The following is a 410-nucleotide window of genomic DNA, read 5'->3' as shown; positions in this document are numbered from 1 at the left end:
GAATTGTCCCACGTTTTATTTCATTGTTGATTGTTTGTGGGGCACGTTCAATGGATTTAGCAATGTGACGATTTGAATAGTTTTCATGTACCAAAATTGAAATTTGACACCTTTCTTCATAGGTGAGAAGTTTGCCTTTATGTGATGATGTGCTAGTATTAGTATACGTCATGTGATTTCATCCTTATCTATTGAGAGTGTGGTAACTTCAATAATAACATGAAATTCACATGGCGTTTTTTTATTTAGTTGGATTTTTTGAAGTGGCTACTTCATTATAAAATCCGCCTACTTATACTGGCCTTACAAATGGACCGTTAGAAGGTATTAATAATAAAATAAAAGTACTAAAAAGAAATGCTTATGGATATCGCAATTTCAGCTATTTTAGAGATCGTATTTTATTAATG

Annotated in this window: 1 protein-coding gene and 1 pseudogene; one reads left to right on the top strand and one right to left on the bottom strand. The window is 31.7% G+C overall.

All coding sequences use genetic code 11. The features are described 5' to 3' along the window. The coding region (locus ACTQ54_RS12435; protein WP_441757254.1) for a helix-turn-helix domain-containing protein at positions 1-172 on the bottom strand (172 nt) is incomplete at its 3' end. A gap of 127 nt (positions 173-299) precedes the next feature. Here ACTQ54_RS12435 and ACTQ54_RS12430 point away from each other — a divergent pair. Further along, positions 300-410, top strand: a pseudogene (locus tag ACTQ54_RS12430) (transposase); the annotation flags it as partial.

This window comes from Fundicoccus sp. Sow4_H7, assembly GCF_052115865.1.
In the GTDB taxonomy this organism is placed as follows: Bacteria; Bacillota; Bacilli; order Lactobacillales; family Aerococcaceae; genus Fundicoccus_A.
Note: the sequence above shows the minus strand (reverse complement) of the source record. Positions and strands in the feature narration are given on the sequence as shown.